At 67.9% G+C, this 22,093-nt stretch carries 17 protein-coding genes; all 17 read right to left on the reverse strand.

What is annotated here, in order from left to right:
* Positions 1-1,660: electron transfer flavoprotein-ubiquinone oxidoreductase (locus H0B54_RS18635; protein ID WP_188261662.1), on the reverse strand; the 1,660-nt coding region annotated here is incomplete at its 3' end.
* Between the two features lie 61 nt (positions 1,661-1,721).
* Positions 1,722-2,549, reverse strand: coding sequence for a universal stress protein (locus H0B54_RS18640; RefSeq protein ID WP_188261575.1), 828 nt, complete (start codon positions 2,547-2,549; stop codon positions 1,722-1,724).
* Positions 2,550-2,579: 30 nt separating this feature from the next.
* Positions 2,580-3,479, reverse strand: a complete 900-nt coding sequence (locus H0B54_RS18645; protein ID WP_188261576.1) for a hydroxymethylglutaryl-CoA lyase — start codon at positions 3,477-3,479, stop codon at positions 2,580-2,582.
* A gap of 2 nt (positions 3,480-3,481) precedes the next feature.
* A complete protein-coding gene (locus tag H0B54_RS18650) occupies positions 3,482-5,485 on the reverse strand; it encodes an acetyl-CoA carboxylase biotin carboxylase subunit (protein ID WP_188261577.1) in 2,004 nt (667 codons plus the stop codon).
* A gap of 20 nt (positions 5,486-5,505) precedes the next feature.
* Positions 5,506-6,288 (reverse strand): enoyl-CoA hydratase/isomerase family protein, encoded by a 783-nt coding sequence (locus H0B54_RS18655; RefSeq protein WP_188261578.1) that lies wholly within the window; start codon positions 6,286-6,288, stop codon positions 5,506-5,508.
* Between the two features lie 17 nt (positions 6,289-6,305).
* Positions 6,306-7,913, reverse strand: coding sequence for a carboxyl transferase domain-containing protein (locus H0B54_RS18660; RefSeq protein WP_094304589.1), 1,608 nt, complete (start codon positions 7,911-7,913; stop codon positions 6,306-6,308).
* A gap of 28 nt (positions 7,914-7,941) precedes the next feature.
* Positions 7,942-9,075, reverse strand: a complete 1,134-nt coding sequence (locus H0B54_RS18665; RefSeq protein WP_188261579.1) for an acyl-CoA dehydrogenase — start codon at positions 9,073-9,075, stop codon at positions 7,942-7,944.
* A 123-nt stretch (positions 9,076-9,198) separates the two neighbouring features.
* Entirely contained in the window at positions 9,199-10,380 is a 1,182-nt protein-coding gene (locus H0B54_RS18670; protein ID WP_188261580.1) for an acetyl-CoA C-acyltransferase, read from the reverse strand.
* 36 nt (positions 10,381-10,416) lie between these two features.
* A complete protein-coding gene (locus tag H0B54_RS18675; protein ID WP_188261581.1) occupies positions 10,417-11,589 on the reverse strand; it encodes an isovaleryl-CoA dehydrogenase in 1,173 nt (390 codons plus the stop codon).
* A 140-nt stretch (positions 11,590-11,729) separates the two neighbouring features.
* On the reverse strand, positions 11,730-13,223 hold the full coding sequence (locus H0B54_RS18680) for an aldehyde dehydrogenase family protein (protein WP_188261582.1): 1,494 nt from the start codon (positions 13,221-13,223) through the stop codon (positions 11,730-11,732).
* Positions 13,224-13,283: 60 nt separating this feature from the next.
* Positions 13,284-14,513, reverse strand: a complete 1,230-nt coding sequence (locus H0B54_RS18685; RefSeq protein WP_188261583.1) for an AMP-binding protein — start codon at positions 14,511-14,513, stop codon at positions 13,284-13,286.
* A 170-nt stretch (positions 14,514-14,683) separates the two neighbouring features.
* On the reverse strand, positions 14,684-15,544 hold the full coding sequence (locus tag H0B54_RS18690; protein ID WP_040136428.1) for an ABC transporter ATP-binding protein: 861 nt from the start codon (positions 15,542-15,544) through the stop codon (positions 14,684-14,686).
* A gap of 79 nt (positions 15,545-15,623) precedes the next feature.
* Entirely contained in the window at positions 15,624-16,907 is a 1,284-nt protein-coding gene (locus tag H0B54_RS18695) for an ABC transporter substrate-binding protein (protein ID WP_188261584.1), read from the reverse strand.
* Between the two features lie 55 nt (positions 16,908-16,962).
* The gene (locus tag H0B54_RS18700; RefSeq protein ID WP_188261585.1) at positions 16,963-18,036 is read right to left on the reverse strand and encodes a branched-chain amino acid ABC transporter permease; all 1,074 of its coding nucleotides are present in this window, start codon (positions 18,034-18,036) and stop codon (positions 16,963-16,965) included.
* 15 nt (positions 18,037-18,051) lie between these two features.
* Positions 18,052-18,939: a branched-chain amino acid ABC transporter permease gene (locus H0B54_RS18705; RefSeq protein ID WP_188261586.1), complete on the reverse strand. Its 888-nt coding sequence runs from the start codon at positions 18,937-18,939 to the stop codon at positions 18,052-18,054.
* 189 nt (positions 18,940-19,128) lie between these two features.
* Positions 19,129-21,075: a long-chain fatty acid--CoA ligase gene (locus tag H0B54_RS18710; RefSeq protein ID WP_246472611.1), complete on the reverse strand. Its 1,947-nt coding sequence runs from the start codon at positions 21,073-21,075 to the stop codon at positions 19,129-19,131.
* Complete coding sequence (locus H0B54_RS18715; RefSeq protein ID WP_246472612.1) at positions 21,075-21,962, reverse strand: ABC transporter ATP-binding protein; 888 nt, start codon at positions 21,960-21,962, stop codon at positions 21,075-21,077. Before H0B54_RS18715 ends, H0B54_RS18710 begins: the two co-directional genes overlap by 1 nt.
* Positions 21,963-22,093 lie beyond the last annotated feature (131 nt).

Raw genomic sequence — 22,093 nt, forward strand, 5'->3', positions numbered from 1 at the left:
ACATCCCGCCCGGATAGTTCGGGCCGCCGCCGCCCTCGGGGACGACCCAGTTGATGTTCTGGGTGGGGTCCTTGATGTCGCAGGTCTTGCAGTGCACGCAGTTCTGCGCGTTGATCTGCAGCCGCGGGTCGCTGCCGTCCTCCGCCCGCACGATCTCGTACACCCCGGCCGGACAGTAGCGCGTCTCCGGCGCGTCGTAGAGCGCCAGATTGACCGCGATCGGCACCGACGCGTCCTTCAGCGTCAGGTGCGCCGGCTGGTCCTCCTCGTGGTTGGTGTTCGACAGGTACACCGACGACAGCCGGTCGAACGACACCACGCCGTCCGGCTTGGGATAGACGATCTTCGGCATCTCCGACGCCTTCTTCAGCGTCTCGTGGTCGCCGTGGCGATGGTGCAGCGTCCACGGCGACTTGCCCTTGGTCGCCGTCTCGTAAGCCGCGTTGGCCAGACCCGCCCACAGGCCCTTCTGGAAGCCGGGGCGGATGTTGCGCACCGCATGCAGCTCCGACCACACCCAGGACGCCTTCAGCTTCTCCGGATAGGCCGTCGCCTCGCGCGCCGGCCCATCGGAGTCGGCTTCGGCGGAGAGCAGCTCATGCACCGCCTCGGCCGCCAGCATGCCCGACTTCATCGCGGTGTGGTTGCCCTTGATCTTGGGCACGTTGAGGAAGCCCGCGGCGTCGCCGACGATGACGCCGCCGGGGAAGGTCAGCTTGGGGATCGACTGAAAGCCGCCCTCCGACAGGGCGCGCGCGCCGTAGGCGATGCGCCGCCCGCCCTCGAAGGTCGGGCGGATCGCCGGGTGGGTCTTGTAGCGCTGGAACTCCTCAAACGGCGACAGGTGCGGGTTCGCGTAGTCGAGCCCGACGACGAAGCCGACCGACACCAGGTTGCCCTCCATGTGGTAGAGCCAGGAGCCGCCGTAGGTCTTGGGGTCCATCGGCCAGCCGATGGTGTGGACGATCAGGCCGGGCTGGGACTTCTCCGGCGCCACCTCCCACAGCTCCTTGATGCCGATGCCGTAGGTCTGGGGATCGACGCCGTCGCGCAGGTTGAACCTCTCGAACAGCGTCTTGGTCAGCGAGCCGCGGCAGCCCTCGGCGAAGATGGTCTGCTTGGCGTGCAGCTCCATACCCGGGGTGTAGTTGGCGGTCTTCTCGCCGTTCTTGCCGATGCCCATGTCGCCGGTGGCCACGCCCTTGACCGCACCGCCGTCGTCGTAGAGCACCTCCGCCGCGGCGAAGCCGGGGTAGATCTCCACCCCCAGCTCCTCGGCCTGCCCGGCCATCCAGCGGGCGAGGTTGCCGAGGCTGATGATGTAGTTGCCGTGATTGTGCATCTGCGGCGGGGTGAAGGGCGCCTTGAGGGCCTTGGTCTCGGTGAGGTAGAGGAAGCGGTCCTCGCGCGCCGGGGTGGTGAGCGGCGCGCCCTTGTCCTTCCAGTCGGGGATCAGCTCGTCAAGCGCGTGCGGCTCGAACACCGCGCCGGAGAGCAGATGGGCGCCGACCTCCGAGCCCTTCTCGACGACGCAGACCGACAGCTCCTGCCCCGCCTCGTTGGCGAGCTGTTTCAGGCGGATGGCCGCGCTCAGGCCCGACGGGCCGGCCCCGACGACAAGGACGTCGTACTCCATCACCTCGCGCGGGTCGCGAGCCATCTCGTCAGCCATTTCTTCTTCTTTCCTTGCTTCGTGCGAACAACTTTTCGGGCGAACACACTCAGTGCGACAACAGAACGGGAAGGGTCATCTGGCGCAGGATCTGTCGGGTGTTGCTGCCCCGCCCGAACAGCGGGAACAGCGAACCGCCATAGCCGCCGAAGCCGCCCATCACCAGAAGATCGGCGCCGTGATCCGACGCACGCGACAGCACGGCGTCCATGGGAGTCATGCTGGCGATGGTCATGCGTTCCTGCGTGGCCTTCACGCCATGACTCGCCAGATGCTCCAGGATGTCGACCTGCGGGACGTTGCCGCCGCCCTCCGCCCGCGGCTGGGTGTGGAAGGCGAGCAGAAGCACGGAACTCGCCTGCTTCAGCAGCGGCAGCGCGTCGTTGACGGCGCGGGCGGCCTCCCGGCTGCCGTTCCAGGCGATCACCGGACGGTCGGCGAGCTGCGGATAGGTGCCGGCGTGCGGCACGACGAGGATCGGGCGCCCGGCGTTCAGCACCACCTCTTCGAGCAGGTCCGCCGGAACACGGCTGTCCTCCGGGTCGTGCTGGCCGAAGACGGCGAGGTCCACGTAGCGCGAGCAGATCACCGTCTCGGCGATGACATGGCCGTACTCGCCGTGGCTGAGCTGCCACCAGCGCGTCGCCACCCCGGCCTCGCGGGCCTTCTCCTCGAACAGCTCCCGCGCCCGCTGCGCCGCCTGGGTCAGCGCCGGGCCGGCCTTGCGCGTGACAATGCCGGCGCCGGAGCTGTCGCTCTGCGCGAACAGGCCGGTCAGCGCGGCGCCATGCTTCTGCGCCAGGGTCAGGGCGACGGTCAGCCGCTCCCCGCAGCGGTCGCTGTCGTCCACATGCACCAGCAGGTTCGTGAAGCTCATGGCGCCCTTCCCTTCTCTCTTTCCCGTGTTTTACGCACATCCCCGCGCGCGGGCGACCTTCGAGGCGGTCGGACGGGCGATGGCATCGCTGATATAAGCGCCAGCCACCACCAGCCGGTCGAGATCCACCCCGGTCTCGATGCCCAGCCCGTTCAGCATGTAGAGCACGTCCTCGCTCGCCACGTTGCCTGACGCCCCTTTGGCGTAGGGGCAACCGCCCAGACCGGCGACCGAACTGTCCACCACCGCCACGCCCATCTCCAGCGTCGCCAGGATGTTGGCGAGCGCCTGACCGTAGGTGTCATGGAAATGCACGGCGATGCGGTCCATCGGCACCCGCTCAGCCACCGCCGCGATCATCGCCTGGGCCTTGCCCGGTGTGCCGGTGCCGATGGTGTCGCCGAGCGAGACCTCGTAGCAGCCCATCGCCAGCAGCCGGCCCGCCACCTCGGCCACCGCCGCCGGAGCGATCTCCCCCTCGTAGGGGCAGCCGAGCACGCAGGAGACGTAGCCGCGCACCGGCACGCCCTGCGCCTTCGCCTGCTCCAGCACTGGAACGAAGCGGTCGAGGCTCTCAGCGATGGAGCAATTGATGTTCTTCTGGCTGAAGCTCTCCGACGCGGCGGCAAAGACCGCCACCTCGTCGGCATGGGCGGCGAGCGCGCCCTCCAGCCCCTTGGCGTTCGGGGTGAGCGCGACGTAACGCACGCCGTCCTTGCGCCGGATGCCGGCGAAGACGTCCGGCGTGTCGGCCATCTGCGGGACCCATTTGGGCGACACGAAGCTGCCCGCCTCGATGGCGGTCAGCCCGGCGTCGGTCAGCCGGTCGACCAGACCGATCTTCACCGCCGTCGGGACGATCTGCTTTTCGTTCTGGAGGCCGTCGCGCGGGCCGACCTCCACCATGCGGACGCTCTTCGGCACGCGCATGCTCATCCCTCCGCCACATCGAGGACCAGCAGGTCCACGCCTTCGGACACCTGATCGCCCGCCGCGAAGTTGACGGCGCTGACCGTGCCGGCGGCGGGGGCCTTGATGGTGTGCTCCATCTTCATCGCCTCCAGCAGCATCAGCGGAGCGCCCGCCTCCACCGTCTGGCCGGGCTCGACCAGCACGCGGACGACGGTGCCCGGCATCGGCGCGGTCAGGCGGCCGGACCCGCCCTCCTGCTCCGCCGCGCGGGCGGTCGGGTCGTCGAGATGCAGGCGCCACACCGCACCGTCCGACAGGATGGTCAGGTCCAGCCCCTGGCAGACCACCGTGGCGCGGGTGCGCACCGCGTCGATGGTGGCGGTCAGCGTCTCGCCGTCGAGCGTCACCCGCTCCGCCCGGATGGCCGGGCGGCCCTCCACCTCGATCTCGTAGCCGTCGGGGCGGAAATGCAGGGTGAGGCTGCGCGGCGTGTCACCGTCGAGCAGGCGCAGATCGTGGTGGTTGTCGTCGTTGAGGCGCCAGCCGCTGGCCGACAGCCAGGGCGACCAGGGATCCGACGCGGCGCGGCGGGCCTTGCGGGCCTCGGCGTTGCGGCGGAGCAGCACGCTGAGCGCGGCTATGGCCAGCCCACGGTCCGGCACCGGGGCCGGCGGGGGCAGCAGGTCGGCGCGGTGCCGCTCGATAAAGCCGGTGTCGATCTCCACCGCGCGGAAGGCCGGATGCCCGGCGATGGCGCCGAGGAAGGCCACGTTGGTGGTCACCCCGACCACCTCGTAGGCGGCGAGCGCCACGCGCAGGCGGCGGAGTGCCGCGTCGCGATCCTCGTCCCAGACGATCAGCTTGGCGATCATCGGGTCGTAGAACATGGTGACCTCGTCGCCCTCGCGGACGCCGGTGTCGACGCGGACATGCTCGTTCTCGGCGGGCGGGCGCAGGCGGACCAGCTTGCCGATGGCCGGCAGGAACTCGCGCTGCGGGTCCTCCGCGTAGAGGCGCGCCTCGAAGGCGTGGCCGCGGCGGGTGAGCTGGTCCTGCATCAACGGCAGCGTGCCCCCGGCGGCGACGCGCAGCTGCCACTCCACGAGATCCTGGCCGGTGATCTTCTCGGTCACCGGATGCTCCACCTGGAGGCGGGTGTTCATCTCGATGAAGTAGAAGCCGCCGTCCTCGTAGAGGAACTCCACTGTGCCGGCGCCGACATAGTTCACCGCCTTGGCGGCGGCCACCGCGGCCTCGCCCATGCGGCGGCGCAGGTCGTCGGGAAGGGCCGGGGCCGGCGCCTCCTCGATCACCTTCTGGTGGCGGCGCTGGATCGAGCAGTCGCGCTCGAACAGATAGACGCCGTTGCCGTGGGTGTCGCAGAAGACCTGGATCTCGACATGGCGCGGGCGGCCCAGATACTTCTCCAGAAGCACGCTGTCGTCGCCGAAGGCGGCTTTGGCCTCGCGCTTGGCGCCGGCCACCGCGTCGGCGAACTCGCCGGCGGCGCGGACCACGCGCATGCCCTTGCCGCCGCCGCCCGCCGACGCCTTGACCAGCACCGGATAACCGATGCGTTCGGCCTCCGCGGCCAGTGTCTCCAGGTCCTGGGCCTCGCCGTGGTAGCCGGGAACCAGCGGCACGTCGGCCTGGGACATCACGCGCTTGGATTCCGCCTTGGAGCCCATGACGCGGATGGCCTCGATCGGCGGACCGATGAAGACCACGCCGGCCTCCGCGCAGGCCGCCGCGAAGCCGGCGTTCTCCGACAGGAAGCCGTAGCCGGGATGGATGGCCTGGGCGCCGGTGCGCTTGGCGACCTCAAGGATGACGTCGCCGCGCAGGTAGCTCTCGCCGACCGGCGCCGGGCCGATGCAGACGGCCTCGTCGGCCATCTCCACATGCATGGCGCGGGCGTCGGCTTCCGAGTACACGGCGACGGTGCGGATGCCCATGCGGCGGGCGGTGCGGATGACGCGGCAGGCGATCTCGCCACGGTTCGCGATCAGAATCTTGTCGAACATGCCTGTCTCAACCATGGGCCTCAGCTCCGCCACGCCGGTTCGCGTTTCTCCAGGAAGGCGCCGACGCCCTCCCTCCCCTCGTCGCTCGCGCGCTGGCGGGCGATGCGCTCCGCCGTGCCGCGGACCAGCGCGTCGTCCAGCGGGCGGCGCGCCACCGCGCGGATCAGCTCCTTCGCCGCGGTCTGGGAGGCCGGGCCGCATTGCAGCAGGTTGCGGACCATCGCCTCGACCGCGGCGTCCAGCTCCGCCGCCGGAACGGTCTGGTGCAGCAGGCCGAGCCGCAGCGCCTCGGCGGCGGAGAAGCGTTCCGCCGTCAGGAAGTAGCGGCGGCAGGCGCGCTCGCCCATCGCGGCGACGACATAGGGGCTGATGACCGCGGGGATCAGGCCCAGCCGCACCTCGGTCAGGGCGAAGCTGGCGGTCTCGGCGGATATCGCGATGTCGCAGGCGGCGACCAGCCCCACCCCGCCGCCGAAGGCCGGACCCTGCACCACGGCGATGGTCGGCTTCGGGCATTCGTCCAGCGTGCGCAGCATGGTGGCGAGGCCCATGGCGTCCTGGACGTTCTCGTCATGGCTGTAGCCAGCCATCTTCTTCATCCAGCCGAGGTCGGCCCCGGCGGAGAAGCTCTTGCCCGCGCCGCGCAGCAGGATGACGCGGACGTCCGGGTTCGACCCCAGGCTGAGGAAGGCGTCGGTCAGGTCGGCGATGACCTGCTCGTTGAAGGCGTTGTGCACCTCCGCCCGGTTCATCGTGACGGTCGCCACCCCGTCGGAGGCAATGTCGATCAGAATGTCGCTCATGCTCGTCATCCCCCCGCTCACATCCGGAACACGCCGAAGGTGGTCTTCTCGACCGGGGCGTTCAGCGACGCCGACAGGCCGAGGCCGAGCACCATGCGGGTGTCCGCCGGGTCGATGATGCCGTCGTCCCACAGCCGGGCGGAGGCGTAATAGGGATGGCCCTGGTGTTCGTACTGCTGGCGGATCGGAGACTTGAACGCCTCCTCCTCCTCCGGCGCCCAGCTCTTCCCCTGGGATTCCATGGCGTCGCGCCGCACCTGGGCGAGCACGCCCGCCGCCTGCTCCCCGCCCATCACCGAGATGCGCGAGTTCGGCCACATCCAGAGGAAGCGCGGGGAATAGGCCCGCCCGCACATGCCGTAGTTGCCCGCACCATAGCTGCCGCCGATGATGACGGTGAATTTCGGCACCTTGGCGCAGGCGACAGCGGTGACCAGCTTCGCGCCGTCCTTGGCGATGCCGCCCGCCTCGTACTTCCGCCCGACCATGAAGCCGGTGATGTTCTGCAGGAAGACCAGGGGGATGCCGCGCTGGCAGCACAGCTCGACGAAATGCGCGCCCTTCAGGGCGGATTCGCTGAACAGGATGCCGTTGTTGGCGATGATGCCGACCGGGTAGCCGAAGATGTGGGCGAAGCCGCAGACCAGCGTGGTGCCGTAGAGCGGCTTGAACTCGTCCAGCACCGATCCGTCGACCACGCGGGCAATGACCTCGCGCACGTCGAAGGGCTTGCGCGGGTCGCTGGGGATCACGCCGTAGAGTTCGCGCGGGTCGTAAGCCGGCTCCTGCGGCTCGCGCAGGTCCATGTCGATGCGTTTGCTGCGGTTCAGGTTCGACACGACCTTGCGCGCCATGGCAAGCGCGTGAGCGTCGTTCATCGCGTAATGGTCGGTCACGCCGGAGGTGCGCGAATGCACGTCGGCCCCGCCGAGGTCCTCCGCCGACACCACCTCGCCGGTCGCCGCCTTCACCAGCGGCGGGCCGCCGAGGAAGATGGTGCCCTGGTTGCGCACGATGATCGCCTCGTCCGACATGGCCGGGACGTAGGCGCCGCCCGCCGTGCAGCTTCCCATCACCACGGCGATCTGCGGGATGCCCTGGGCCGACATGTTGGCCTGGTTGAAGAAGATGCGGCCGAAATGGTCGCGGTCGGGGAACACCTCGTCCTGGTTCGGCAGGTTGGCGCCGCCCGAATCGACCAGATAGATGCAGGGCAGGTTGTTCTGCTGGGCCACTTCCTGGGCGCGCAGGTGCTTCTTGACGGTCAGCGGGAAGTAGGTGCCGCCCTTCACGGTGGCGTCGTTGACGACCACCATGCATTCCTGCCCGGCCACGCTGCCGATGCCGGTGATGATGCCCGCCGCCGGGATGTCGTCGTCATAGACCTTGTAGGCCGCCATCTGCGACAGCTCCAGGAAGGGCGATCCCACATCCAGAAGCTGGCGGATGCGCTCGCGCGGCAGCAGCTTGCCGCGGGACAGGTGCTTGTCGCGGGCCTTGGCGCCGCCGCCCTGCTTGATGGCGCCCACCTTCTCGCGCAGGTCGGCGACCAGGGCGGACATGGCGTCGGCGTTCGTCTGGAACTCGGCGGAGCGCGGGTTCAGGGCGCTCTTCAGGACGGTCATGGCCGTCGTCCTCCCGTCTCTTCTTGTTCTACTGCGTCAGGGCGCGGCTGATGACCAGCCGCTGGATGTCGCTCGTGCCCTCATAGATCTGGCAGACGCGCACGTCTCTATAAATGCGCTCCACCGGGAAATCGTTCAGGTAGCCGTAGCCGCCATGGATCTGGATGGCGTCGGAGCAGACGCGCTCGGCGATCTCCGAGGCGAACAGCTTCGCCATCGCCGCCTCCTTCAGGCAAGGCTCGCCCGCGTCGCGCAAGCTGGCCGCGTGCAGGACGAGCTGGCGCGCGGCCTCCACCTTCGTCGCCATGTCGGCCAGCCGGAAGGCCACCGCCTGATGCTGGATGATCGGCACGCCCATGCTCTGCCGCTCCTGGGCGTAGCGGGTGGCATGGTCGAGCGCGGAGCGCGCCATGCCCACCGACTGCGAGGCGATGCCGATGCGTCCGCCCTCCAGATTGGCGAGCGCAACCCGGTAGCCGCCGCCCTCCGCGCCCAGCATCAGGTCGGCGGGGATGCGGCAGTCCTCAAGGACGATCTGGCAGGTGTCGGAACAGCTCTGGCCCAGCTTCTCCTCGACCCGCGCGACCTGGAAGCCGGGGGTGTCGGTCGGCACGACGAAGGCGGTGATGCCTTTCTTTCCGGCCTCGGGGTCGCTGACCGCGAAGACGATGGCGACGTCGGCGTTCTTGCCTGAGGTGATGAACTGCTTGGTGCCGTTGAGGACCCAGTGGTTGCCGTCGCGGCGCGCGCGGGTCTTGATGGCGGCGGCGTCGGAGCCCGCCTGCGGTTCGGTCAGGCAGAAGCAGCCGAGCTGCTCGCCGCGGGCCATCGGCTTCAGGAAGCGGTCCTTCTGCTCGGCGCTGCCGAACTTCAGGATCGGCATGCAGCCGACGGAGTTGTGCACGCTCATGATGGTGGAGATGGCGCCGTCGCCCGCCGCGATCTCCTCGATGGCGAGCGCGTAGGCGATGTGATCGGTGCCGGCGCCGTCGAACTCCTCCGGCACCAGCATGCCCATCAGGCCGAGCCGGCCCATCTCGGCCAGCTCCTCCCTGGGGAAGGCGCCGGTGCGGTCGCGCTCGGCGGCGGTGGGCGCCAGCCGCTCCGCCGCGAAGTCCCGCGCCATGTCGCGCACCATCCGCTGCTCTTCCGTCAGCCGCATTGCTTTCCCTCCCGAATACGTACTGCTCCCACCCCGGCCCTCCCCCGCTTCGCAGGGGAGGGAGAATTTGTCCCCTCCCCTGCGTGAGCGGGGGAGGACCGGGGTGGGAGCAACACTCCGCGCTTACACCAACTCCACCGCCACCGCCGTGGCCTCGCCGCCGCCGATGCACAGCGAGGCGACGCCGCGCTTCAGCCCGTTCTTCTCCAGCGCCGCCAGCAGCGTGACGAGAATGCGCGCGCCCGACGCGCCGATCGGATGGCCGAGCGCGCAGGCGCCGCCATGCACGTTGATCCGGTCGTGCGGGATGTCGAGTTCGCGCATGGCCGCCATGGCGACCACGGCGAACGCCTCGTTCAGCTCATAGAGGTCCACGTCCTTGGCCGACCAGCCGGCGCGCTCCAGCACCTTGTTGATCGCACCGACCGGAGCGGTGGTGAACCAGGCCGGGGCCTGGGCGTGGTTGGCGTGGGCCTTGATCTCCGCGAGGATCGGCAGACCCAGCTTCTCCGCGTTCGACCGCGTGGTCAGCACCAGCGCCGCCGCACCGTCGGAGATGGAGGAGGCGTTGGCCGCCGTCACCGTGCCGTCCTTGGCGAAGGCGGGCTTCAGCGTGGGGATCTTGCCCGGATCGGCCTTCAGCGGCTGCTCGTCCTTCTCCACCACCGTGTCGCCCTTGCGGCCCTTGACGGTGACCGGGGTGATCTCCTTGACGAAGCTGCCGTCCTCGGTGGCGCGGCGGGCGCGGTTCAGGCTCTCGATGGCGTAGTTGTCCTGCGCCTCGCGGGTGAACTGGTAATGGGTGGCGCATTCCTCCGCGAAGGTGCCCATCAGGCGCCCGCGGTCGTAGGCGTCCTCCAGCCCATCGAGGAACATGTGGTCGAGCACGCGGCCGTGGCCCATGCGGTAGCCGCCGCGCGCGCGGTCCAGCAGATAGGGGGCGTTGGACATGCTCTCCATGCCGCCGGCCACCATGATCTCCGCCGAGCCGGCTTTGATCAGGTCGGTGGCGAGCATCACCGCCTTCATGCCCGACCCACAGACCTTGGAGATGGTCGTGCAGCCCGCGGCCTCCGGGATGCCGGCGCCGAGCGACGCCTGGCGGGCCGGCGCCTGCCCCAGACCGGCGGGCAGGACGTTGCCCATGAAGACCTCGTCCACGGCGTCCGGCTTCACCCCGGCGCGCTCCAGCGCGGCCTTGATGGCGGCGGAGCCGAGCTGCGGCGCGGTCAGGCCCTGCAAGTCGCCCTGGAAGCCACCCATCGGGGTACGGGCGGCGCCCGCGATGACAACGGTATCGGTCATGGTTCTTCCCTTCCCTTCGGCTTTGCGCCGTTTCCCTCAGGCCGTTTCCTTGAACAGCTCCCGCCCGATCAGCATGCGGCGGATCTCGCTGGTGCCGGCGCCGATCTCATAGAGCTTGGCGTCGCGCAGCAGGCGGCCCGTCGGGTATTCGTTGATGTAGCCATTGCCGCCCAGAGTCTGAATGGCCTCCAGCGCCATCCAGGTGGCCTTTTCGGCGGCGTAGAGGATCGCCCCGGCGGCGTCCTTGCGGGCCGTCTCGCCGCGGTCGCAGGCCTTGGCGACGGCGTACACGTAGGCCTTGGCGGCGTTCATGATCGTGTACATGTCGGCCAGCTTGCCCTGCATGAGCTGGAACTCGCCGATGGGCTGGCCGAACTGCTTGCGGTCGTGCAGGTAGGGGATCACCACGTCCATGCAGGCCTGCATGATGCCGAGCGGCCCGCCGGCCAGCACCGCGCGCTCGTAGTCGAGACCGGACATCAGCACGTTCACGCCGCGCCCGACGCCGCCCAGGATGTTCTCCTCCGGCACCTCGCAGTCCTCGAACACCAGTTCGCCGGTGTTGGAGCCGCGCATGCCCAGCTTGTCCAGCTTCTGCGCGACGGAGAAACCCTTGAACGACTTCTCGATCAGGAAGGCGGTGATGCCGCGCGGGCCGGCGTTGACGTCGGTCTTGGCGTAGACCACCAGCGTGTCGGCGTCCGGCCCGTTGGTGATCCACATCTTCGTGCCGTTCAGCACGTAGCGGTCGCCCCGCTTCTCGGCGCGCAGCTTCATCGACACCACGTCGGACCCGGCGTTCGGCTCCGACATGGCGAGGGCGCCGATGTGCTCGCCGGAAATCAGCTTGGGCAGGTAGCGGGTCTTCTGCTCCGCCGTGCCGTTCTTGCGGATCTGGTTGACGCAGAGGTTGGAGTGCGCGCCGTAGCTGAGGCCGACCGAGGCCGAGGCGCGGGAAATCTCCTCCATCGCCACGACATGCTCCAGATAGCCCATGCCGGCGCCGCCATACTCCTCCTCCGCCGTGATGCCGAGCACGCCGAGGTCGCCGAACTTCCGCCACAGCTCGTTCGGGAACTCGTTGGTCCGGTCGATCTCGGCGGCGCGGGGCGCGATCTCGTCGGCGGCGAAGCTGCGCACGGTGTCGCGCAGCATGTCCGCGGATTCGCCGAGGTCGAAGTTCAGGGTCGGATACTGGTTCGACAGCATGGTGTTGGCGCTCCCCCCGGAGGTCTGTTCTTCGTTCCCGCCATACGGCGACGTATGGAGCCGTACGGTAGCGTATGGATATGGGCGTGGCAAGGCCTCTTGGCCCGTCCCCCTTCCGGAGGAGGGCCAAGAGGGTTCGCTCACTTCATGTTGATGATGATCGTCTTCTTGTGGGTGAAGTGTTCCAGCATCGCCTCCAGCGAGGCTTCCTTGCCGAGGCCGGAGGACTTCACGCCGCCGTAGGACAGGTTCGGCTGAACGACCAAGTTCTGGTTCACCTGCACGAACCCGGCCTCCAGCCGGTGCACCGCGTCCATCGCCACCTTCAGGTCGCGGGTCCAGATGGTGGCGGCAAGGCCGTATTCGGTGTCGTTGGCCTGGGCGATGACCTCTTCGTAGTCGGTCCAGCGGATGACGCAGCAGACCGGGCCGAAGATCTCCTCCTGCGCGATGCGGTCGCTGTTCTTCACGCCGGTGAAGATGTGCGGCTGCACGTACAGGCCCTTGGACAGCGTCGGATCCGACGGCATCGCCGAGCAGACATGCGGCGTCGCCCCGCCCTCCTTGCCGATGGCGATGTAGCTCTGCACCCGGTCGAGCTGCTGCGGCGAGACGATGGTGCCGATATCGGTCGACTCGTCGAGCGGGTCGCCCATCTTCATCGCGTTCACCTTCTCCTTCAGCTTGTCCACGAAGGCGTCGTGGATGCTGTCATGGACGAAGATGCGCGAGGAGGCGGTGCAGCTCTGGCCCTGGCGGGTGAAGCGCATGCCGGCGATGGCGCCCGCGATGGCTTGGTCGAGATCGGCGTCGCCGCAGACGATCATCGGGCTCTTGCCGCCCAGCTCCAGCGTCACCGGGATCAACTTCTCGGCGGCGGTCTTGTAGACGATCTTGCCGGTCTCGACCGAGCCGGTGAAGGTCACCTTCTTGACGTCCTTGTGCGCCACCAGCGGGGCGCCGCATTCCGGGCCGTAGCCCGACAGGATGTTCACCACCCCGGCCGGAATCACCGTGTTGATCAGCTGCACGACGCGCAGGACGGCGAGCGGCGCCTCCTCCGCCGACTTCACCACCACGGCGTTGCCCGCCACCATCGCCGGGGCGATCTTCAGCGCCATCAGCAGGAGCGGCACGTTCCACGGGATGATCGCCCCGACCACGCCCACCGGCTCGCGCACCGTCATGGTCAGCATGTTCGGGTTGAAGGGCACCGTCTCGCCCTTCAGTTCCGGTGCCAGACCGCCGAAGAAGACGAAGGCGTCGGACAGAACGCCGGCCTCGACACGCGATTCGGTGCGCAGGGCCTTGCCGGTCTCCAGCGCGATCAGCTTGGCGATTTCCTCCTTGTGGGCATCGAGCACGCGCCCGCATTCGGCGACGAGCTTGCCGCGCTCGCGCACCGGGCGTTTGGCCCATTCCTTCTGCGCGGCCGTGGCGGCGGCCACCGCGGCGTCCACGTCCGCCGCCTCGCCGAAGGCGGCCTCGGCCACCGTCTCGCCGGTCGCCGGGTTCACGACGGGGAAGCCCTTGCCGGAGGAGGCCGGGCGGAACTCGCCGCCGAAGAAATGCTTGCCCGACAGCTCCCTGGCGAGCGCAAAGGGGTCGAGCTGGAGGTCGGTGCTGACGCTCATGTCGAAAAGGTCCTCGTGTGTATCGGGTCGGTTATCGTTGTTTTCGGTTATCGGTGGTTCTCAGGCGCGGGCGTCTTCGATGACCTTGCCGTCGTTGGGCAGGCTGCCGGGGGCCGCGAACTCCACGACACCCTTCAATTTGGTGACGGCGGCGAGAGTTTCACGCACCGAAGCCGCCAAGGCCTCGCCGGACTCGGGCGACTCGCAGCGCAGGGTCATGGTGTCGTTGGCGTCCTCCCGCCCGACGACGAGGCGGGCCTTGCCGATCTGCGGGTGGCGACGCAGCACCTCGGCGATCTGCTGCGGGTGGACGAACATGCCCTTGACCTTGGTGGTCTGGTCGGCGCGGCCCATCCAACCCTTCAGCCGCATGTTGGTGCGCCCGCAGGGGCTTTCGCCGGGCAGCACGGCCGACAGGTCGCCGGTGGCGAAACGGACCAACGGATAGGCCTGGTTGAAGGTGGTGACGACGACCTCCCCCACCTCGCCCTCCGGCACGGGGTCTCCGGTGCCGGGGCGGACGATCTCCACGATCACGCCCTCGTCCACCACCAGCCCGGCGCGGGCCGGTGTCTCGAAGGCGACGATGCCGAGGTCGGCGGTGCCATAGCTCTGATAGACGGCGATGCCGCGCCGCTCGTAGAAGGCGCGGGCGTCGGGCAGGAAGGGGCCGCCCGTGACGTGGCCGACCGCGATGGAGGACAGGTCCAGCCCCAGCTCGTCGCCCTTTTCCAGGATGATCTTCAGGAAGTCGGGCGTGCCGATGTAGGCCCGCGGCTTCAGGTGGGCGGCCACCTGGGCCTGCATCTCCGTGTTGCCGACGCCAGCAGGGATGACCGCGCAGCCCAGCGCGTGCGCGCCCGTCTCGAACATCGAGCCGGCGGGCGTCAGGTGGTAAGCGAAGCAGTTCTGCACGAGGTCGCCGCCGCGGATGCCCGAGGCGTGGAGCGCCCGCGCGGTGCGCCAGGGGTCCGTGCCGTGGGCCTCCGGGTCGTGGATCGGGCCGGGCGAGGCGAAGACGCGGGCCAGCCGCCCGATCGCGACCGTGGTCATTCCCCCGAAGGGCGGCGCGCCCTTCTGCAGCGCGATCAGGTCCGACTTGCGCGTCACCGGCAGGGTGGCGAGCGACGCGCGGTCACGGACGGCGGCGGGGTCCACGTCGGCCAGCAGGCGGGTGAAATAGGGCGCGTTCGCCTTGGCGTGGGCGATCTGCGCCGGCAGCGCCGCGAACAGCTCCGCCTCGCGCCGGTCGGGGGAGCGGGTTTCGAGTTGATCGTAAGTGTCGGACACCGATGCCTCCCGGCTGTTTTTCTTCTTCTCCCCTCTCCCGCCCCGGGAGAGGGTGGCCCGAAGGGCCGGGTGAGGGTGCCGCCAACGGTCGGCGCCATTCTTCCTGCTAGACCCTCACCCTTCCCACTTCGTGGGCCCCTTCCCTCTCCCGGGACGGGAGAGGGAATCGGTCAAATCCAGCGCTTCCGGCGCTTGAAGCTCTTGAGATTTTTGAAGCTCTTGCGCTCTTCGTTGCCGCCGCCGAGGTAGAATTCCTTCACGTCCTCGTTGTTGCGCAACTCCTCGGCGGTGCCGTCCAGAACGACCTTGCCGTTCTCCATGATGTAGCCGCGCGTCGCGGCCTGGAGCGCCATGCGGGCGTTCTGCTCGACCAGCAGGATGGTGACGCCCAGGTCCTTGTTGATCTGCCGGATGATGCTGAAGACCTCCTTCACCATCAACGGCGACAGGCCCATGGATGGCTCGTCCATCAGGATCAGCTTCGGCCGCGCCATCATCGCGCGTCCAATGGCCAGCATCTGCTGCTCGCCGCCCGAGAGGTAGCCGGCCAGACCGGTGCGCTCCTTCAGGCGGGGAAAGTAGTGATAGACCATCTCGATGTCGTCCTTCACGCCGCCATCGCGGCGGGTGAAGGCGCCGAGGCGCAGATTCTCCTGGCAGGTCATGTCGCCGATGATGCGGCGGCCCTCCATCACCTGGAAGATGCCGCGCCGGACGATCTGGTCGGGGTCGATGCCGTTGATGCGCTCACCCCCGAAGGAGATGTCGCCGCGCGTGACCTCGCCGTCCTCGGTCTTCAGCAGCCCGGAGATGGCCTTGAGCGTCGTCGATTTGCCGGCGCCGTTGGCGCCCAGCAGCGCGACGATCTCCCCTTCCGGCACCTCCAGGCTGAGGCCGCGGAGCACCAGGATGACGTCGTTGTAGACGACCTCGATGTTGTTGACGGACAGCAGCGGCGCCTTGGCCGTGCCGGGAACCGGCGCCGGAGCGCTGGCGGGATTGACCGCGGCGGTCGCGGTGGCGGCGTTCATGATGCGGCACCTGATGCAGTGAGACGGGACGGAAGCCCCCGCCGCCGCCCTTTCGCGGCGGCGACGGGGACGGTCCGGCTTACCAGCCCAGCCACTCCGGCTTGCGCGGGACGTCGACGGTGGCGATCTTCTCCAGCTTGATCGTGCCGGCCTTCACCAGCTCGTCCACCGAACCGCCGGTGTCGCCGGTCACGTTGGCGCGGTACAGGTTGACCTTGTCCATGCCGCGGTGATCGGTCTCGGTCCAGGTCGACGGCACGCAGACGCCCTCCAGCCCCGCCGGCACCCAATCCTTCTTCTGGTACATGCCCTTGCGGATGTTCGGACCGGTCACGCCGCCGTTCTGCTTCGCCCAGTCCATCGCTTCCTTCATGTAGAAGGCGGAGCAGATGCCCGACACGTAGTGAACCGGACGGTAGGCCGTGCCGGCGGCGTCGGAGATCTTGGAGATTTCCTTGACCACCTTCATGCCCGGCGCGTCGCCGCCCCAGATCGCCGCGGTGCGCACCGGGAAGATCACGCCGTTGGCGGCGGAGCCGGCGGCCTTGGCGGCGTTCTCGTCCATGCCCCAGACGTTGCCCATGAACTGCACCTGCGCGCCGACCGTCTGGCAGGCCTTCAGCACGGAGATGTTGGACCCCGCCGTGTTGCCGAGATAGGCGTAGTTGGCCCCGGCCTCCTTCAGCGTCAGGCACTGGGCGGTGTAGTCGCCCGGCGTCAGCGCGAACTGGACCGCCGGCAGGACGTCGAAGCCCAGCTCCTTGGCGAGCGCCTCACCGGCTTCCTTCGGGGCGTTCGGATAGGGGTGGTTGGCGCCCATGTGGACGTACTTGGGCTTGCCCGAGCCGCCCTTCTTCTTCCAGTCATCCGCTGCCCACATCAGCATGGCGCGCAGACCGTCGGAGTAGGACGGGCCGTAGAAGAAGTTGTAGGGAGCCGGCTTGGAGCCGTGGGTCCCCTTGCCCGTCGGGTCGGTCAGGTGGCCCGAGTAGGAGCCGGAGTAGTAGGGGACCTCGTCCTTGCCGACGAAGCCGGTCAGAGCCTCGGTGTCGGCGGTGCCCCAGCCCTGGATGGCCGCGACCTTGCCGCTGCCCGACGACCACTTCTTGTACTGGCTGATGGCGCGCGGCGCCTGATAGCCGTAGTCCACCGTCTCGACGTCCATCGTCGTGCCGCCGACGCCGCCGTTCTTGTTGATGTAGGCGAGCGCGTCGGCGACGCCCTGGCCGAAGGGCACGCCCACGTCCGACGTGGCGCCGGACTGGTCGGCGAGGTGGCCGACCGGGATCTTCTGGGCGTTGGCGGCCCCGGTGCCGAGCAGGACGACGGCGGCGGACGCCAGCAGGACGGTCTTCATGGTCATGGTGCGTTTTCTCCCAGTCGTTATGTTTTTCAGAAGCCGATGTGCGAGAAGGGTCCTAGTGCGAGAAGGGATACAGTTTCCAGTAGGCCTTGATCTGCTTCCAGCGGTGGGCCAGCCCGTCCGGCTCGAAGACCAGGAACAGGATGATGACCAGGCCGATGGCCATTTCGCGCAGGAAGGCAATCGCGTCCTTCAGGTTCAGCGCGGCGTCGATGGCGGTGCCGGACAGCGCCGTGGTGATGGCCTGCATCACCTCCGGCAGCAGCACCATGAAGGCGGTGCCCATCAGCGACCCCATGATCGAGCCCAGACCCCCGATGATGATCATGCCGAGGAACTGGATCGAGAAGAGGATGGTGAAGCCCTCCACCGACACAAACTGCAGATAGTGGGCGTAGAGCGCGCCGCCGATGCCGGCGTAGAAGGACGAGATGCCGAAGGACATCGTGCGGTACTTGGTCAGGTTGATGCCCATGATCTCCGCGGAGAGATAATGGTCACGCACCGCCACCAGCGCCCGCCCATCGCGGGACCGCATCAGGTTGGTCGCCAGGATGTACATGACGACCACATAGACCAGCACGACGTAGAAGAAGCTCTCGTCGGTGTCGAAGGCGTAGCCGAACAGGGTGAAGGGCTCCGCGATGGTGCCGGCGGTGCCGCCGGTGAACCAGTCGGCGCGTGAGAAGAAGTCCTGGAGGATGTACTGCGCCGCCAGCGTGGCGATGGCGAGGTACAGGCCCTTCAGCCGCGCCGCCGGGATCCCGAAGAGCATGCCGACTGCGGTGGTCATCACGCCGGCCAGCGGGATGGCGAGCGCCACCGGGATGCCGAAGCTGTTCGACAGCCAGGCCGACGAGAAGGCGCCGAAGCCGAAGAAGGCGGCGTGCCCGATGGAGATCTGTCCGGTGAAGCCGACCAGGATGTTCAGCCCCAGCGCCGCGATGCCGAGATAGCCGATCTGGATGCACAGGTTCAGCCAGTAGCGGTCCATGAAGGCCGGGCAGAGCAGAAGCAGCGCCACGCCCAGGATGGCGAAGTTGCGGCTGGTCCTGGTCGGGAAGATGGTCGTGTCGGCGGCGTACCGGGTCTTGAAGTCGCCGCAGGGGATGAGACTGATGTTCGCCATGGTTGCGGCCGCTCCTTACACGCGCTCGATGTCCTTGGTGCCGAAGAGGCCGTAGGGCTTGATCATCAGGATGACGATCAGGACGTAGAAGGGGGCGATCTCGTACATGTTGCCCCAGTTCAGCCACTGGCTGTCCAGGTAGTGCGCGAGATTCTCCAGCACGCCGACGATCAGCCCGCCCAGCACCGCCCCGGCCACGCTGTCCAGCCCGCCGAGGATGACCGCCGGGAAGACCTTGATGCCGAAGAAGGAGAGCGCCGAGGACACGCCGTTGACGACGCCGACCGTGACGCCGGCCACCGCCGATACCATGGCGGAGATGGCCCAGCTCATCGCGAACATGTGGCGGACCGAGATGCCCAGCGACTGCGCGACCTGCTGGTCGAAGGCGGTCGCCCGCATCGCCAGACCCATCCGCGAGTATTTGAAGAACCAGCCGAAGCCCGCCATGATCAGCAGCGAGATGACCAAGCTCATCACATAGACGGTCTGCACGTCGAGCCCGAAGATGTTCACGGTCGGGCTGGCGAAGATGGTCGGGAACGGCTTGGCGAAGACGCCGAACATCCACTTCATCAGGGCCTGGAAGAAAATCGACAGGCCGATGGTGACCATGATGACGGAGATGATCGGCTCGCCGATCATCGGCCGCAGCACGACGACCTGAAGCACGATTCCGAAGACCAGCATGAAGGCCAGCGTGATCGGGAAACCGATCCAGAAGGGCAACTGCCAGGAGGTCAGCAGCCACCAGCAGGTCCAGGCACCGATCAGCAGGAACTCGCCCTGGGCGAAGTTCACGATGCGGCTGGCCTTGTAGATCAGCACGAAGGACATCGCCACGACGCCGTACAGCGCGCCGACGATCAGTCCGTTGACGAGAAGCTGGAAGAGCAAGGTCATGGCGTGGCCTCGTTCTCAATCCCCTCTCCCGTCCCGGGAGAGGGTGGCCCGCAGGGCCGGGTGAGGGTGCATTCGAGGATCGAGCGCCGGCCCATTGCCGACACCCTCACCCTTCCCGCGCTGTGCGCGGGCCCCTTCCCTCTCCCGGGACGGGAGAGGGATTTTCTGGCGTGGCGCATCACCGCCCCCTCACGCCGCGGCCTGCGCCGGCTTCTTGGCCGGCGTGGGCAGCAGGTCGACCACCTTCAGCACGGTGCGGATGCGCTGCTTGGTGCCGTCCTGGAAGGTGATGGTGGTGTCCACGTCGATGGCGGGCTGGCCCGCGTAGATGGAGTCGATGATCTCGCCGTACTTCTCGGCGATCACGCCGCGCCGCACCTTGCGGGTGCGGGTCAGCTCGCCGTCGTCGGCGTCCAGTTCCTTGTAGAGCAGCAGGAACTTGGTGATGCGCTGGAACTCCGGCAGCGTCGCGTTCACCCGCTCCACCTCCTGGCGCAGCAGCTCGTAGACCTCCGGCTTGGACGCCAGATCGGAGTAGGTGGTGAAGGCGATGCGGTTCTTCTCGGCCCACTTCGACACGATGGGGAAGCGGATGCAGATGATCGCCGACAGATAGGGCCGCTTGTTGCCCAGGATCACCGCCTCGGCCACGTAAGGGCTGAACTTCAGCTTGTTCTCGATGTATTGCGGGCTGAAGCGGTCGTTGTTGCTGGTGGTGGCGATGTCCTTGATGCGGTCGATGATGACCAGATGGCCCTTCTTGTCGAAGAAGCCGGCGTCGCCCGTGTGCATCCAGCCGTCGCGCAGGTCCGCCGTGGTCGAGGCCTCGTTGCGGTAATAGCCGGCGAACATGTTGGGGTGGCTGACGACGATCTCGCCGATGCCGTTCTGGTCGGGCTCGATCACCTTGACCTTGATGCCGTCGTCGAAGGGCACGCCCACCGTGTCGAAATCCACGTCGTTCGAGCGGTGCACCGTGTAGGCGCCCATCGTCTCCGTCTGGCCGTAGATCTGGCGCAGCGGCACGCCCAGCGCCTGGAAGAACTTGAAGGTATCGGGGCCGAGCGCCGCGCCGCCGGTCGCCGCCGACTTCAGGTTGGTGAAGCCCAGGCGGTCTCGCAGCGCTGCGAAAAGAATGCGGTCGGCGACGGCGGAGCGGGTTCCGTTGGCGAGCGCCTCGAGCCCCAGCTTCATGCCGTAGTCGTACATCTTCTGCTTGAAGGGGGAGGCGTCCATCATGCGGGCGCGCACGTCGGCGGCGATCTGCTCCCACAGGCGGGGGGCGAACAGGACGAAGCTCGGCCCGATCTCGCGGAAGTCGTTCATCATCGTCTCGGCTTCCTCGACGAAGTTCACGCGCATCCGCGACACCATGCCCATGCCGACGGCGTAGATCTGCTCCATGATCCAGGACAGCGGCAGCACCGACACATACTCGTCGGTTGGCCCCTTGGGGTCCACCGACAGGTAGCTGGCGACGTGGCGGATCAGCCGCCCCGCCGGCAGCATCGCCAGCTTCGGGTTCGAGGTGGTGCCCGACGTGGTGCAGAGCACCGCCACGTCGTCGCCGCGCGTCGCGCCGACCAGCTCCTCGTAGAGGTTCGGCTTCTCGGCGTGCAGCGCGTTGCCTAGCTTGACCAGCTCCGCCGCTTCCATCAGGCGCGGGTCGCTGTATTTGCGCATGCCGCGTGGGTCGGAATAGATGATGTGCTTCAGCGTCGGCAGGCGCTCGCCAAGGTTCAGCAGCTTGTCGACCTGCTCCTCGTCCTCCGCGAAGATGACGTGGACGTCGGCGTAGGTGATGAGGTAGGCGACCTCCTCGTCCATGGCGTCACGGTAGATGCCCAGACTCATGGCGCCCATGGCGTGGGCGGCGATCTCGCCCATCACCCAGTCGGGCCGGTTGTCGCCCAGCAGCGCCACCACATGGCCGCGCTCCACGCCCAGCTTGATGAGACCGAGCGTGAAGGCGCGCACGCGGGCGTGCATGTCCGCCCAGGTGAACTCGCGCCAGATGCCGAAATCCTTCTCGCGCATGGCGACGTCGCCGCCATGCTCGCGGGCGTGCAGGGTCAGCAGCTTCGGCAGCGTGTCGTGGGTCTTGATATCGGGCAACATCAGATCGGGAGCGGACATCACGCGACCTCCTGCTTGGGCGGCGGGGCCACGGCCTCGTCCTCCTCGTCGTCCTCGCCGAGATAGGCGCGCTTGACGCGCGGGTCGTTCAGCACCTCCTCCGGCGTGCCTTCGGCGATCTTCTTGCCGAACTCCAGGACGATCACGCGGTGGGAGATGTCCATCACGACTCCCATGTCGTGCTCGATCATCACCACCGTCATGCCGAACTCCTCGTTCAGGTCGACGATGTAGCGGGCCATGTCCTCCTTCTCCTCCAGGTTCATGCCCGCCATGGGCTCGTCCAGGAGGATCAGGTCGGGCTTCAGAGCGATGGCGCGGGCCAGCTCCACCCGCTTGCGCAGGCCATAGGAGAGCGTGCCGGCGGTGGCCTTGCGGACATGCTGGATTTCCAGGAAGTCGATGATCTCCTCGACCTCGCGGCGGTGGGCCAGCTCCTCCTTGCGCGCGCCGGTCAGCCAGTAGAGCGACCCGGTGAAGAAGTTGTTCTTCAGCAGGTGGTGCCGCCCGACCATGATGTTGTCGAGCACCGTCATATGGCCGAACAGCGCCAGATTCTGGAAGGTGCGCCCGATGCCGAGCGAGGCCCGGTGGTTGGGCGTCATGCCCGTGATGTCCTTGCCCTTGAAAAAGACCTTTCCGTCGGTGGGCCGGTAGCGGCCGGAGATGCAGTTGACCATGGAGGTCTTGCCCGCACCGTTCGGGCCGATGATGGAGAACAGCTCCCCCTTGCGGATGCTGAAACCGACGTCGGTCAGCGCCTGCACGCCGCCAAAGCGCAAGGACACGCCCCGGGCTTCGAAGATGGTGTCCGATGGGGAGGCCGCGCGGCTGGCGTCGGCCGGATGGGCGTAACCGCGTGGCGATGCGACGGGCGCGCCTGACATTTCCTCCTCCGTTGCTGTGGAACTGCCTTTTTATCGTTCGCCAGACTGTTTGCGTGGCGAACTGGTCCATATTGTGGACCGTCCTTTTTGCAACGTCCAAACTATAGCCTGTGATGCGCACGGTTTTCAAC

Source organism: Azospirillum tabaci (assembly GCF_014596085.1).
GTDB lineage: Bacteria > Pseudomonadota > Alphaproteobacteria > Azospirillales > Azospirillaceae > Azospirillum > Azospirillum tabaci.